Origin of the sequence: Novispirillum itersonii subsp. itersonii ATCC 12639 (genome assembly GCF_000381985.1) — a bacterium.
Taxonomy (GTDB): Bacteria; Pseudomonadota; Alphaproteobacteria; order Rhodospirillales; family Rhodospirillaceae; genus Novispirillum; species Novispirillum itersonii.
Window position 1 is genome coordinate 20,751 of sequence record NZ_KB907338.1, and the last position, 11,998, is coordinate 32,748.

The 11,998-nt window shown below is 66.4% G+C and carries 14 protein-coding genes and 2 tRNA genes; 10 read left to right on the forward strand and 6 right to left on the reverse strand.

What is annotated here, in order from left to right; translation table 11 throughout:
* Nucleotides 1-17: 17 nt before the first annotated feature.
* Complete coding sequence (locus tag G365_RS0103445) at nt 18-1,397, reverse strand: hypothetical protein (RefSeq protein WP_155976108.1); 1,380 nt, start codon at nt 1,395-1,397, stop codon at nt 18-20.
* A gap of 249 nt (nt 1,398-1,646) precedes the next feature.
* Between G365_RS0103445 and infA the strand changes: the two genes are divergently transcribed.
* Both infA and G365_RS0103460 read left to right on the forward strand, forming a co-directional pair.
* Nucleotides 1,647-1,865, forward strand: coding sequence for a translation initiation factor IF-1 (gene infA / locus G365_RS0103455; RefSeq protein ID WP_026345061.1), 219 nt, complete (start codon nt 1,647-1,649; stop codon nt 1,863-1,865).
* Nucleotides 1,866-1,893: 28 nt separating this feature from the next.
* A complete protein-coding gene (locus G365_RS0103460; protein WP_019644112.1) occupies nt 1,894-2,469 on the forward strand; it encodes a Maf family protein in 576 nt (191 codons plus the stop codon).
* A gap of 595 nt (nt 2,470-3,064) precedes the next feature.
* On the opposite strand, the gene G365_RS0103465 is transcribed toward G365_RS0103460, so the two are convergent.
* Entirely contained in the window at nt 3,065-3,391 is a 327-nt protein-coding gene (locus tag G365_RS0103465) for a YnfA family protein (protein ID WP_019644113.1), read from the reverse strand.
* Between the two features lie 67 nt (nt 3,392-3,458).
* Here G365_RS0103465 and G365_RS20165 point away from each other — a divergent pair, with 67 nt between their 5' ends.
* From G365_RS20165 to G365_RS0103510, 8 genes are all read left to right on the forward strand, one after another.
* Entirely contained in the window at nt 3,459-4,802 is a 1,344-nt protein-coding gene (locus G365_RS20165) for a ribonuclease E/G (protein WP_019644114.1), read from the forward strand.
* 22 nt (nt 4,803-4,824) lie between these two features.
* Complete coding sequence (locus tag G365_RS20170) at nt 4,825-5,028, forward strand: DNA gyrase inhibitor YacG (RefSeq protein WP_019644115.1); 204 nt, start codon at nt 4,825-4,827, stop codon at nt 5,026-5,028.
* A gap of 237 nt (nt 5,029-5,265) precedes the next feature.
* Nucleotides 5,266-5,341: transfer RNA gene (locus G365_RS0103480), tRNA-Phe, on the forward strand.
* Nucleotides 5,342-5,475: 134 nt separating this feature from the next.
* A tRNA-Phe gene (locus tag G365_RS0103490) sits at nt 5,476-5,551 on the forward strand.
* 183 nt (nt 5,552-5,734) lie between these two features.
* Nucleotides 5,735-6,103 (forward strand): DUF1304 domain-containing protein, encoded by a 369-nt coding sequence (locus G365_RS0103495; protein WP_019644116.1) that lies wholly within the window; start codon nt 5,735-5,737, stop codon nt 6,101-6,103.
* A 164-nt stretch (nt 6,104-6,267) separates the two neighbouring features.
* Complete coding sequence (locus tag G365_RS0103500; protein ID WP_019644117.1) at nt 6,268-6,528, forward strand: PepSY domain-containing protein; 261 nt, start codon at nt 6,268-6,270, stop codon at nt 6,526-6,528.
* A 90-nt stretch (nt 6,529-6,618) separates the two neighbouring features.
* The gene (locus G365_RS0103505) at nt 6,619-7,143 is read left to right on the forward strand and encodes a cytochrome b/b6 domain-containing protein (RefSeq protein WP_019644118.1); all 525 of its coding nucleotides are present in this window, start codon (nt 6,619-6,621) and stop codon (nt 7,141-7,143) included.
* Nucleotides 7,144-7,160: 17 nt separating this feature from the next.
* A complete protein-coding gene (locus G365_RS0103510) occupies nt 7,161-7,673 on the forward strand; it encodes a helix-turn-helix transcriptional regulator (RefSeq protein ID WP_019644119.1) in 513 nt (170 codons plus the stop codon).
* A 26-nt stretch (nt 7,674-7,699) separates the two neighbouring features.
* Here the strand turns inward: G365_RS0103510 and siaD are convergent, their stop codons facing one another.
* The 4 genes from siaD to G365_RS0103530 all read right to left on the reverse strand — a co-directional run bounded on the left by siaD (nt 7,700) and on the right by G365_RS0103530 (nt 11,630).
* Nucleotides 7,700-8,527 (reverse strand): biofilm regulation diguanylate cyclase SiaD, encoded by an 828-nt coding sequence (gene siaD, locus G365_RS0103515; protein WP_019644120.1) that lies wholly within the window; start codon nt 8,525-8,527, stop codon nt 7,700-7,702.
* Between the two features lie 12 nt (nt 8,528-8,539).
* Nucleotides 8,540-8,917, reverse strand: coding sequence for a biofilm regulation phosphoprotein SiaC (gene siaC / locus G365_RS0103520; protein ID WP_019644121.1), 378 nt, complete (start codon nt 8,915-8,917; stop codon nt 8,540-8,542).
* A gap of 64 nt (nt 8,918-8,981) precedes the next feature.
* Complete coding sequence (siaB, locus tag G365_RS0103525) at nt 8,982-9,521, reverse strand: biofilm regulation protein kinase SiaB (RefSeq protein WP_019644122.1); 540 nt, start codon at nt 9,519-9,521, stop codon at nt 8,982-8,984.
* Between the two features lie 81 nt (nt 9,522-9,602).
* Nucleotides 9,603-11,630 carry a SpoIIE family protein phosphatase gene (locus G365_RS0103530; RefSeq protein ID WP_043741448.1) on the reverse strand — a complete coding sequence of 676 codons (2,028 nt, stop codon included), beginning with the start codon at nt 11,628-11,630 and terminating at the stop codon, nt 9,603-9,605.
* Between the last annotated feature and the right edge of the window lie 368 nt (nt 11,631-11,998).

The window sequence follows — 11,998 nt, forward strand, 5'->3', positions numbered from 1 at the left end:
TAAAACAACGGCCGGCATTAAAACAGCGGATCGATGGCTTGAATGTTCAGATGAACCTCAGGCACCGGCCCTTCCGGCCTTTCTGCTGCTGCCAGCGCAGGCAGGGTGACAGTCTGTGTCTGGCGGAACAGGGGCGGTGACAGGGTGAAGACTACCTCGGTTTCCGTCCCGGAGCGGACGGTGGCCTGTATGTCTTCTCCCTTTGCCGTGCGGCGGCTGTAGCGGTACAGGCCAGAGGCGGCAATGCGCACCGTGACCGCATAGGTTCCCGTCTGCAGCCGTGCCGCAGGCCGGGCTGCGACAGTGACCGGCCCGGACAGGACCGTGGTGCCTTGCCCGAGGCCGGTGGCCTGCCCGGGCGTGGTTGCCCAGTCATCCGGGGCGGTCAGCACAAACAGGTTTTCCGTGGCCCCGGGGGCGTGCAGTGCCTGTTCCAGAGCTTCGCTTTCTTCCACTGCCCGGTCATCGTGGCGGCCTGGTGTTCCGGCGGCGGCGGTGCGGGCCTGCTGTAGATCGGCCGGGGTGCCCCCCAGCCGCAGGGCAGACAGCCAGCCATCAACCGTAAGCAGGCGACGCAGGGCATCAAGGCCCTGTGCTTTCTGAGCCGCCGTCAGGGGCAGAACCCGCAGAACCCGGCGGATTTCTCCGGCAGACTGAGTCGGGCGGGTCACGGTGTGCAGCAGGGTGGCCCCGGCGACGGCCTCGCGGTCGGCAGCGTCAAGGCCGGGGTAAGCCTGCAGGAATGCCATGGCCTGCCGGAGATCACCGCTAAGGGCGGCACTCCGGTTTCCGGCATACTCATGGTGCAGCAGGCGGATAACCCCGCAGGCCGCCTGCAGGAGGGGTGAGGGTGGTGCCGCCCCCATCTCCGGTGCCTGACTGTTTTCGGTGGCTGTGTCTGCTATGCCGTTCAGGCCGGAAACAGCCTGCCGCATCTGCGCCCACGTGCCATCGGCCAGCCGGGTCAGTGTCAGGGGGGCGGTCGGTGCGGCAAGGTAAGACAGGCCCTGTTCCGCCCGGTCCTGCCACAGCGCGGCGTGGCAGACTGTGGCCTGAACGCCGTCGGTGGAGGAAATCAGCCGCAGGCAGTCAAGGTCACGGGAGGCTGGCGCTTCCGTCAGGAATGGTGCCAGTGCGGTTCCGGCATCCGGTGTTGTCAGGCGAATCCGCTGTGGCAGTCCGGCGGCATCACGGTCATAGACCACATACAGATCCGGGGTGCCGAACGGACGCAGGGCTTCTACGGCCCGGTCGCGCCCCGGAAGGGGCTGGACCGGTGGCGGCGAGGGTGGCTCCGCTGTGGTGCAGGCTGCTGCACCCAGCGTCAGCGCCAGTGGCAGAAGCCGCCGGAGGGTGGTGCTGGGCCGGAAAGGGGAGGAGGCCAGATCTGTCATCATGGCTGCCACTGTAAAACGGATGGGCCCACAGTGGAACGGCCCTGTTGCTGAAGATGACGGGGGCCGGGGGCTTGATCTGGCCTTCATGAACGATCAGGCTTGATTGAGGCGGATTTGCCGCAACAATCGGCGTAAAAAACCGGAAAAGTCGGTCTAAGACCGGAAAGTGTCTTGACCGCGCCGCATGACTACACCATGAATTCCCGCGATTTATCCTCGCGCGAGTCTTTGTTTTATCTCGGAGCTGTAATGTCCAAAGAAGATGTGATCGAGTTTCAGGGCACTGTGACGGAACTGCTGCCCAATGCCATGTTCCGCGTCAAGCTTGATAATGATCACGAAATCCTCGCCCACACCTCCGGCAAGATGCGCAAGAACCGCATCCGCGTGCTGGCCGGTGACCGGGTGACCGTCGAAATGACCCCCTACGACCTGACCAAGGGCCGTATCACCTTCCGCTTCAAGTAAGCCGGTTTACGGGAAGATTAGGGGCGCCATGACCGCGTCGGCTGATTTGGTGCTGGCTTCGGCCTCGCCGCGTCGTCTTGATCTGCTGGCGCAGATCGGCATCATTCCGGCGCGGGTCGATCCCGCCGATATCGACGAAACCCCGCTGAAGGACGAGGTGCCGCGCGCCCACGCGCTGCGTCTCGCCTGTGCCAAAGCCCGGCTGGTGGCAGACCGTCAGCCCGGGGCTTTTGTGCTGGCGGCGGATACCGTGGTCGCCTGTGGCACCCGTATTCTGCCGAAGGCGGAAGATGAAGACACCGCCCGCCGGTGCCTGACCCGCCTGCAGGGGCGGCGGCACCGCGTTTACGGCGGTGTCTGCCTGATTGCCCCCGACGGGCGGCAGGCCACCCGCGTGGTGCAGACCATCGTCACCTTCGCCCCGCTGTCGCAGCAGCAGCAGCAGGCCTTTCTGGCCGCCGGGGACTGGCACGGCAAGGCCGGGGGCTATGCCATTCAGGGCATGGCCGCTGCCTTTGTCAGCAGCCTCAACGGCTCTTACTCCAACGTGGTCGGCCTGCCGCTGCACGAGACCGCCAACCTTCTGGCCGGTCTGGGCTATTAGCCCCTTGTATGTTTAGTCCCTCAGGCGGCGGGCGCGGGCGTCCGCCCGCTTGCCTCACGCGCGAATGGTCGCGCGGGCCCTCAATGGGCCAGTCGGTACGGCGGGGCCGTACCTTCGTTTGTTTAGCCCCTCACACGCCGGGCGGGCGCGTCCGCGCCCTTGGCTTACGTGCCCACGCGGGCACGGGGCCTCAATGGCCCAGTCAGCCCGGCGGGGCCGGGCTTCCGCTTTTTCTTTAGTCCCTCAATCGGCGGGCGCGGGCGTCCGCCCGCTTGCCTCACGCGCGAAGGATCGCGCGGGCCCTCAATGGGCCAATCAGCCCGGCAGGGCCGGGCTTCCGTTGCCTGTCCCTCAAGCGCCGGGCGGGCGCGTCCGCGCCCTTGGCTTACGTGCCCACGTGGGCACGGGGCCTCAATGGCCCAGTCAGCCCGGCGGGGCCGGGCTTCCGCTTTTTCTTTAGTCCCTCAATCGGCGGGCGCGGGCGTCCGCCCGCTTGCCTCACGCGCGAAGGATCGCGCGGGCCCTCAATGGGCCAGTCAGCCCGGCAGTGCCGGGCTTCCGCTTTTTTTTAGTCCCTCAGGTGACGGGTGGGGTGTTATGCGTTGCGGGGGCCCCACAGGATCACCGCCGCGCCGGTCAGGCACAGGGCGGCTCCGGCCAGATCCCAGCGGTCCGGGCGGCTGCCTTCGATGACCCACATCCACAGCAGTGACGCCAGAATATAAATCCCGCCATAGGCCGCATAGGCCCGTCCGGCGAAGTCGGCATCCACCCGGGTCAGCACCCACGCAAACAGCGCCAGACAGGCCGCGCCGGGGATCAGCCACAGGGCGCTTCGGTCCAGCCGCAGCCATGCCCACACGGCAAAGCAGCCGCCGATTTCGGCAGCGGCGGCGATCAGGTACAGGCCGAGCGTGGTCATGCTGGTCTCCGGGGCTGAGTGCGCTATGGTGGGGCGCGTTGCTGTCCGTGAAGCCGGAGTATTCCTGATGCCCCCCTCTGCCGCCACCGCTTTTGTGCCAGACCATGCCCTGCTCAGCCGCAGCCCGGGGGAAACACGGGTGGCCCTGCTGCGCGGCGATGACCTGCTGGAGCTGCACCTGTTCCGCGATTGCCGTCCGGGGGTGGGCGATTGCCTGTGGGGGCGGGTGCTGTCGCGCCTGCCGGGCGCGGCGCTGGTTGATATCGGTGCTGCCGACCCGGCGTTTCTGCCCAGCGAGGATATGCCCGGCAATGCCATTCCGCCGCCCGGCCAGCGCGTTCTGGTGCAGGTGATGCAGGAGCCCCGGCACGGAAAAGGGGCAAAGGTCAGTGGCCGTATTTCCGTCACCGGGCCGTTGCTGGCCTATACGCCGATGCGCAGCGGCGTCAGCCTGTCGGCGAAGATCGTCGATAAGGCCACCCGAAGCCGCCTGCAGGACTGGGGACGGCGGGCACTGGCCCCGGATGAGGGCGCGGTGCTGCGCACCGGGGCAGCGACTGCGCCCGAGGCGGCGCTGGCGGCAGAGCTTGCCGCCGCCCGCCAGCGGTGGGACGTGATCCAGACGCAGGGCGAACGCCCGCTGCCGCTGGCGCAGGCCCTTCAGGGCCGCCGGGTGGACCGTGTGCTGTGTGAAGGCCGCGACGCGGTGGTGCAGGCCCGTGCGGCCCGCCCTGATCTGGCCCCGGTGATCGCCGCCGCCAAAGGGGGCGACCTGTTCGCCGGGGCGGGGGTGGATGAGGCGCTGGAAACCCTGCTGGCCCCGACGGTGCCGTTGCCGGGCGGGGCGGCGGTGCATATTCAGGCGACGGCGGCGCTGACCGCCATTGATGTCGACTCCGGGCCGCTGAAGCCGGAGGAGGCCAACCGGCTGGCGGTGGCGGAAATCGCCCGCCAGATCCGCCTGCGGGCATTGGCGGGCATGATTGTGATTGATTTTGTCGCGCCGCGCCGCGATGTGTTTACCGCCAAGAAGATGCTGGCGCAGGATCTGCGGCAGGCCCTCAGCGCTGATCCGGTGCCGGTGCAGGTGCTGGGGGTGTCAGCGCTGGGGCTGGTGGAGCTGCGGCGTGACCGCCAGCGCCCGCCGCTGGCGGATCTGCTGCTGGCCCCGGCGGCCCCGGCCCCGCTGCCCGAGGCGGCGGCGCTGGCGGCCCTGCATGGGGCGGTGCGGGCCGGTCTGGCGATGCCGGGGCGCTGGCCGCGCCTGCGGCTGTCGGCGGCGATGGCAGGTCTGCTGGATGGCCCGCTGCGCCCGGCCCGGCAGGAGGCGGAAACCACCCTCGGCGGCCCGCTGGGGGTGGAGGTGGTGGCCGGTGCCGCCCCCGGATGGTTTGAGATTGGCTGGGCGTGATGACAGCAGGGAGACTGACACGATGAGCGATGAAACCCCATCCCGGCCGGAGCCGGTGCGCGTCGGCGGCCCGGTCTGCCCGACCTGCGGCGGCCCGGTGGTGGCCCGCTACCGCCCGTTCTGTTCCCGCCGCTGCGGCGATGTTGACCTGCACCGCTGGCTGGGCGAAGTCTACCGCGTCCCCACCAATGAGCCGGACCTTCCGCCGGGGCAAGAGGCCGAGTAACCCGGCGTTTCAGGCCGGTGTTTTCGGGGATGGGCTGCGGGATTGGCAGGGCCTTTTTCAGATCTTTCGCGGAAACCCGCAAAAAAAGTGAAAAAAGATCTGGACAGCAGCGGGGGAGTGTCATAAAAAGCTGCTCCCGACGCTGAGGTGCTGATCAAAAAGCGCTGAAAGCTGAAGGGGATGAGAGCCGCGCCAGCGCACCGCACCAAGGGTGATCAACGCAGTGTACGGCCAGATGCCCGGGTAGCTCAGTTGGTAGAGCATGCGACTGAAAATCGCAGTGTCGCTGGTTCGATTCCGGCCCCGGGCACCATCAAGGCCTCGACGTTACCGCGTCGGGGCCTTGTCCTTTCCCGCCGCAAAGGGCTTTGCCCTGACCCGGTGGGCCGAAAAACCGCCGTCCGCGCGCACCGCACCAAAGGTGAACCCCGCGCCGACAGGCTGAATGCCCGGGTAGCTCAGTTGGTAGAGCATGCGACTGAAAATCGCAGTGTCGCTGGTTCGATTCCGGCCCCGGGCACCATCAAAGCTCCGACGTCACCGCGTCGGGGCTTTGTTCTTTTCCGGGTCTTTTTGCGCAGCCCCCCTGAAACAGCAGGGGCGCAAGAGGCGCGCCTGCATCCTCTCCGGGCAGCAGTTCAGGACTCGCCTTTTTCATCCGGGATTGTCACTCTGAAGAGAAGAACTGACAGGGAGTGAACAGCCGATGGTTTATGCTGCGCAGGGGGCGGTGCTGCTGGTGGCGGTGCTGCATCTTTATATCATGCTGCTGGAAATGCTGTGGTGGGATACCCCGCGTGGGCGGCGGGCGTTTCGGCTGGAGGCCGCTTTTGCCGCCAGCACCAGAGTTCTGGCTGCCAATCAGGGGCTGTATAACGGCTTTCTGGCCGCCGGGCTGCTGTGGGGGCTGTGGCTGGCGGGGCAGGGCGAGCCCTATCGCGGGGTGGAGACGTTCTTTCTGCTGTGTGTGGCGGTGGCCGGGATTTTCGGGGCGGTGACGGCGGCGCGGAAGATCCTGTTCATCCAGACCGTCCCGGCGGCGCTGGCGCTGGCGCTGGTGTGGCTGAGTGCCTGACCAGCCCCCGCAGACCCTCAGCCCCCCTGAACCCCGGTTATAGGCGGTAAACCGGCGTTACAGATCAACGGATTGAGACTGCGGTCGGATAGACGGGCGGCGGCGGACGGGGCAGGGTCCGGGGTGTCAAACACTCCCCCCTCCTCACTCTTCGGAGACTGTCCATGCGTATCCTGTTCGCCGCTGCCGTCGTTGCCGCCGTCACCCTGACCACCGCCCCGCTGGCCTTTGCCTCGGGTGTCACCCTGACCCCGGAAGCGGAAACCGCGATCCGCACCAAGCTGACCGCCGAAGGCTATGAAGTCGGTAAGATCAAGACCGAAGACGGCCTGTATGAAGCCTATGTCCGCACCAAAGACGGCAAGAAGCAGGAACTGTTTCTGGATCAGAGCCTGACCGTGGTCCGCACCAAGACCCAGAACTGAGGCTGAGGGTCTGTGCCCCCCGGCTCCGGCCCCGGTTTCGTCCGGGGCCGGGGGCGGGGGGCTGTGATCCGGTCAGGAAAGGACGCCGCAATGCGCCGTATCCGGGTGTGGGACCCGCTGGTCCGTCTGTTTCACTGGTCTCTGGTTGGCCTGTTTGCCGCCAACAGCCTGTTTGTTGATGAAGAAAGCCGTCTGCATCACTGGGTCGGCTATACCGTTGTCGGGCTGGTGGCGGTCCGGCTGGTGTGGGGGCTGACCGGCAGCCGCCATGCGCGGTTCTCTGATTTTCCGCCCAGTGTCTCTGCCTCGCTGGAGCAGGTGTCTGATCTGGCCAGCGGGCGCACCCCCCTGCATGTCGGCCATACGCCGCTGGGGGCGCTGATGATTTATAATCTGCTGCTGTTCCTGCTGGTGATCGGCGGGTCCGGCTGGCTGATGACCACCGATGCCTTCTGGGGCGTTGAGTGGCCGGAGCAGGTGCATGAGGCCGCCGTGCTGTGGGTGCAGATCTGCGTCGGGCTGCATGTCGCCGCCGTGCTGTGGGAAAGCCGCCGCACCGGCATCAACCTTCCCAAGGCGATGGTCACCGGGTACAAGGATGTCCCCCACGCCTGAACTGATTAGGAGGGCCGATGCCGTCCTCTCTGGTGTCGCACCGCTCTTTGCCGCTGCTGCTGCTGTGCCTTGTCGGTCTACAGGTGGCCTGCGCCGGATTTTTCTTCAGCGATGTGGTGTCTGATTATCTTGAAGACAGCGCCGCCGCCGCATCCCGTCTGCATCTGTATGTCGAGACGGCGGCGGCGGTGTCGCTGTTTGCCGCCATTGTGGTGGAAGCCCGGCTGCTGGTGTGGCTGTTGCGGCGCAAGGCCCATCTGGAACAGGCGGCCAGCGTTGCCACACAGGCCCTGCATGAGGTGATCGAAGCCCACTTCGACCGCTGGAAGCTGACCCCGGCGGAGCGGGACATCGCCCTGTTTCTGGTAAAAGGGCTGTCGATTGCTGAAATCGCACAGGCGCGGGGCAATGCCGAGGGCACGGTCAAATCGCACCTGAACGCCATCTACCGCAAATCCGGCACCACCGGGCGGGGGGAATTGCTGAGTCTGGTGATCGACGGCCTGCTGGCCCCGGCGGAACCCCCCTGAACCGGCCCGCTCAGGCGTGTCTGGTTTCAGGCATGTGTGGTTTCAGGGGTGGGGGCCGGGGCGCGTTCAATCCGGTTGCGGCCATTGCGTTTGGCGGTCAGCAGGGCACTGTCGGCCCGGCTGAGGGTGGCGGTGACCGGGGTGCCCGGCACATGTTCGGCCAGCCCGGCGCTGGCGGTGACGGATCCGGTTGGGTGTGGCTCCGGCACATGGACCCCGCTCAGCCGTCCGCACACCCGTTCCACCACCTGCACGGCGGTTTCCAGCGAGGTTTCCGGCAGCAGCAGCACAAACTCTTCACCGCCCCAGCGCCCGGCGCAGTCCTGCTCCCGCAGTTCCGCCCCCATGGCGTGGGCCAGCTCGATCAGCACGGAATCCCCGACATCATGGCCGCAGGTGTCGTTGATGCGCTTGAAGTGGTCGATGTCGATCATCACCACGGTAAAGCTGCGGCCATAGCGGTCGGCGCGCTCGGCCTCTGACTTCAGGCGTTCGGTCAGCAGGCGGCGGTTGGGCAGGCGGGTCAGGCTGTCGTGGGTCGATGCCTCGGTCAGTGCCACGTTCAGATCGCGCATCATCGACTGATAGCGGTCAGAGATCCGGGCCAGCTTTTCCAGCCGCCGCAGGTCGCGTTCCATCCGTTCCTGCAGGCCCAGTTCCCGCTGGCGGGCCATGCTCTGGAATGCGTCGGACACGCGGGCGATGCGGTCCAGCCGCCGTTCCAGATCGCGGTGGGTTTCCCACAGGTCCGCCAGCGCCTGCCGCAGGGGGTGGCCGTCATGCTCCGGCGCGGCAAGCAGCTGCTCAATCCGGTCTTCAAGGGGGGACGGCGGCGGCGGAAAGGCAGAGGTCATGGGGGCCGGTCCTCAGGCCGAGGGTTCGATACGGAACGGGAAAGTGCAGTCCTCACGGAATTCTTCCGCCAGCTCCCCGACCCGTTCGTTGCGGCGGTCGTAGCACCAGCGCACGGCAACCTGCTGCCCGTTGGCGTGGGCGGTTTCCAGCCGGTCGAAGATATCCATCATCGCCTTGATGCTGCTGGTATTAAGGTACAGCAGGTGCAGATCAAGGGTCAGCGGGCGGCCGGTGGTGGATAAAAACGCTTCGATCCAGTCAAACACCGGACGGAACTGTTCGTAGGAATTTTCGGGGTAGGAATCCCCCTCCATGAACAGCGTGCCTTCTTCCCAGTTGGCGCGGATCGTGGGGGTGGACTGGCTGCCGGGGGTTTCAAAACTCTGCATCGGGGGGCCTCGGGGGGGAACTGTCAGCGTTATCGGATGGGCGGAACGCGGGGGGAAAAGGGGATCAGATCACGGCGCGCAGGCTGAAGAAAGCCCGCCCGTCCGGCAGCGTGTGCAGGCTGGCCTGCAGGGGGGCGCTGGCGGTGCGGGCGACATGGATCAGCCCCAGACCGGCGCCGCTGCTGGAGTCTGGCCGGGGTTTGCGCAGCTGTTCCTTATACAGGGCCTTCAGGGCGGCTTTGTCCAGCCCGGCCAGCTGATCAACCAGCGTACAGACGGCGGCCCCGTCCTGCGGCTCGATCAGATTACCGGCACAGATCACATACCGGCCATCGGCCTCGCGGGAGATCACCACGGTTGCCCCGGCGTCCTGCTCCGACCAGGCCCGGGCGTGGGTGTAATGGCGGATGTTCTGCGTCAGCTCGATATAAACCCCGAACACATCCATGGCAGCGGAAGGGTGGGCCTGATCGGCGGTCAGATAATTCTTCAGGGCGTTGCCGATTTCCTCGATCAGGCTGCGGGACATCGGCCCGTTGAAGCACAGCATGATCCGGGTCTGGTTAAAGCGCTCTCGCAGTGAAAACAGGTCAATCGGGTCCATCGGGATGTCCTGCGGCGGCAGTCGGGGGGGATGGGCGGAGGGGAATAGGCACATGATAACGCAGACAAAACGCTTCGCATACTACTTCAGGCGGACGCACAGGGCGGTCATGTCATCCCGCTGGGGCAGCGGGCCCTGATAGTCGGTGACGGCGGCGGCCAGCGCGGCGATCTGCGCGGCGGCGCCGCCCGTGCCGTGCGTCAGCACCACATCCAGCAGGCGGTGCCGCCCGAAGCCGAACCCTTCCGGCCCGCCCGACTGGTCAAGGATGCCATCGCTGACCATATACAGGCACTGTCCGGCGATCAGTGGAATTTCGGCGGTGCTGAAGGTGGCCGGTTTGCCATCCCCCAGAGAGCGGCGGCTGCCGGTGGCGCAGTCAATCACGTCGGCGCGGGTCACCGCGCCGGGCGGGCGGCTGTACAGGTCAATCCGCGCCCCGGAGAAGACAGCGCGGCGGCGGGCGGTGTCAATCATCAGCAGCCCGGCATCGACCCCGGTGGCGAAAAACCGGCTGTCTCCGGCCGGGCCGATCAGCGGGCTGTCGCGCAGCAGGGCATCCAGCCGGGTCAGCACCGCCGCCGGATCCCCGGGGGGCGTGTCCGCCAGCGCCTGTTCCAGCGCCGCATGGGTGCGCATGGTCATCAGCGCCCCCGGCACCCCATGGCCGGCACAGTCAAACAGGCCAAGGATCAGGGTATCCCCGATCCGGCGGGAGAAATGAAAATCCCCGCCGACCACGTCCTTGGGCTGCCACAGCCAGCCGATATCAACGGCGGCATCGGTGCAGGCCACGTCTTTGGCCAGCAGGCCGCGCTGGATCAGGCGGGCGTAATCAAGGGAATCGCTGATCTGCCGCTGGGCGACGGTCATCACCCGGTTGGCCTCGGCCAGATCGCGGGTCCGTTCCTCCACCCGCTGTTCCAGCGTCTGGGTGGTGCGCTGCACCTCCTGCGCCATAAAGCGGAACATCCGGCTGAGATCACCGAATTCATCGCGGCGGTTTTCCGGCAGTGGCATGTCATACCGGCCCTGACCCACCGCCAGCACACCGCGTTGCAGCTGATGCAGCGGGCGCAGCACCATCCGCGACACCACCAGCCCGATGCCCAGCACCGCCGCCAGCAGCAGCAGGGCAGTGACCACCGCGCCGACGATCAGGGTCTGCATCCGGGCCGGCTGCACGGCGGCGGGGTCAAAGGCGTTGACCACATACCACTGGATTTCTTCCAGATAGGTGATCGCCAGCAGGCGGGGGGCGCCATCCATCTGGACGCTGAGCAGCTCAATTGATTTGTCGATGGCGGTGGTGCGGACCATGGCGGCGCGCAGGGCGTCGGCATCCTGCGGGCTCAGCCCGGCGAGCAGATTGGTCTGGCGGTCCTCGATGCCCCCGGCGCCGGAATTCATGGCCACCCGTGACCAGTCGGGATGCATCTGGATGGCCCCGTTGCGGTTGATGGCCATCGGTGTGATGCCGCTGCCAAGGCTGTCCCGGTAATCCTGTAACAGGCCGGTCAGGTCGATGCCGGTCCCGGCAACGCCCAGCCGCCGCGCGACCGCCGGATCATCGCTGTCGGTGACGGCCACGTTAAACCAGACCTTGACCCCCTTCACCGCCGGATCGGTATCAACGTTGATGTTATAGGCCGCACGGGCGGCCATCGAGGTGAAGAACCAGTCATTCGCCGGATTGCCGCTGCGCATCCGGTAGCGCGCCTGCGATGATTCCGGGCCGCTGCGGTCATTGAGGTAATAGTTCAGGGTGCTGGCGCTGCCGACAAAATACAGGCCGTCCTCGAAGGACTGGCTGTAGCTGCGGGCCTCGGTGAAGAAGCGGCGGACCTTGCCGGGGTCGGTTTCGTCGGCCAGCCAGTCGCGGGTCGATGTCAGGCTGGCAAAGCGGCGGGCCAGCGCCAGCTGGCGGCTGACCGGCGCGACCAGACGTTCCCGCGCTAGCGCGGTGGTGGTCTGGGCGTACTGTTCGACAAAAAAGGCCTGAACGCCGCCGACCACCTGCCAGCTGACCGCCGTGGCAACCAGCAGGACCAGCAGGCTGACCAGCCCCATCAGGAGCAGGGATTTGGCCCTTAAGCCAAAAGTCGCCATCAGATCAGCGCTCCCTGAGATGATATCGGTTCATGCCCCGGTTTCTGCCGGATGCCTGTTGGACCGGTACTTTAACATCCTGTCAGACAACCGCAATTTCTCCGTGTCGCTGCCCTTACGGTCCCCCGCCTGTTCCGGGAGGCCGGGCACGGTCCTCATGGTTGTAAAATATTGAATACACTTTTAAAGCGTGTTGCCGGAACCTCGGCAGGGTGGGTTTTTGCGAGGGCTTCCGGCGGTGCGTGCCCCTTTTATCAGATGAGAGATAGTCTTAAAGATTTAAGACTATAAAGCTGTGACGATGCAGCAACATTTTGGCCGTTTGCTGTCTGCAGGGCAGTATACCGGGGCTGATCCGCCCGCCGGGA

Bases quoted from the DNA above. Each gene is read 5' to 3' on its own strand.
- G365_RS20170 (WP_019644115.1), top strand. From the start codon at position 4,825: ATGAGCGATGAAACCCCATCCCGGCCGGAGCCGGTGCGCGTCGGCGGC.
- siaB (WP_019644122.1), bottom strand. From the start codon at position 9,521: ATGGACCCGATTGACCTGTTTTCACTGCGAGAGCGCTTTAACCAGACC.
- G365_RS0103460 (WP_019644112.1), top strand. From the start codon at position 1,894: ATGACCGCGTCGGCTGATTTGGTGCTGGCTTCGGCCTCGCCGCGTCGT.
- G365_RS0103505 (WP_019644118.1), top strand. From the start codon at position 6,619: ATGCGCCGTATCCGGGTGTGGGACCCGCTGGTCCGTCTGTTTCACTGG.
- G365_RS0103445 (WP_155976108.1), bottom strand. From the start codon at position 1,397: ATGATGACAGATCTGGCCTCCTCCCCTTTCCGGCCCAGCACCACCCTC.
- infA (WP_026345061.1), top strand. From the start codon at position 1,647: ATGTCCAAAGAAGATGTGATCGAGTTTCAGGGCACTGTGACGGAACTG.
- G365_RS20165 (WP_019644114.1), top strand. From the start codon at position 3,459: ATGCCCCCCTCTGCCGCCACCGCTTTTGTGCCAGACCATGCCCTGCTC.
- G365_RS0103500 (WP_019644117.1), top strand. From the start codon at position 6,268: ATGCGTATCCTGTTCGCCGCTGCCGTCGTTGCCGCCGTCACCCTGACC.
- G365_RS0103510 (WP_019644119.1), top strand. From the start codon at position 7,161: ATGCCGTCCTCTCTGGTGTCGCACCGCTCTTTGCCGCTGCTGCTGCTG.
- siaD (WP_019644120.1), bottom strand. From the start codon at position 8,527: ATGACCTCTGCCTTTCCGCCGCCGCCGTCCCCCCTTGAAGACCGGATT.
- G365_RS0103465 (WP_019644113.1), bottom strand. From the start codon at position 3,391: ATGACCACGCTCGGCCTGTACCTGATCGCCGCCGCTGCCGAAATCGGC.
- siaC (WP_019644121.1), bottom strand. From the start codon at position 8,917: ATGCAGAGTTTTGAAACCCCCGGCAGCCAGTCCACCCCCACGATCCGC.
- G365_RS0103495 (WP_019644116.1), top strand. From the start codon at position 5,735: ATGGTTTATGCTGCGCAGGGGGCGGTGCTGCTGGTGGCGGTGCTGCAT.
- G365_RS0103530 (WP_043741448.1), bottom strand. From the start codon at position 11,630: ATGGCGACTTTTGGCTTAAGGGCCAAATCCCTGCTCCTGATGGGGCTG.